This window comes from Pseudomonas sp. PNPG3 (genome assembly GCF_023093815.1).
Classification (GTDB): Bacteria; Pseudomonadota; Gammaproteobacteria; order Pseudomonadales; family Pseudomonadaceae; genus Aquipseudomonas; species Aquipseudomonas asiatica.
The window spans coordinates 1-258 of record NZ_JALLKV010000268.1; the positions used below are offsets into that span (position 1 = coordinate 1).

Here is a 258-nt window from a genome sequence, read left to right on the forward strand (position 1 = left end):
TAGTACCCGGGCGGCGCGCCGCGGCGGTCCTGCTCGCTGACGTACGCGCTGAACGTGGTCTTGTACGGCGACTTGTCCTGACTGAACCGCACGTCGCGGTAGATGCGGAAGAGGCAGTCCCTGGGGTCCTTCCACCGCACCCGGTCGTCGAAGTCCGCCGTGCGCTCGATGGCCTGGCCCACGAACGCCGTGAACTGCTCGCGCAGGGCCTGGTACTCCGGCCGGTGCGCCTCGAACCACTCGCGGCGGTTGTTTTCC

Annotated in this window: 1 protein-coding gene; it reads right to left on the minus strand. The window is 68.6% G+C overall.

Annotated features, from left to right (window positions below; all coding sequences use genetic code 11):
- On the minus strand, positions 1–258 hold a 258-nt coding region (locus MJ643_RS30990), incomplete at both ends, for a DUF2461 domain-containing protein (protein WP_247727355.1).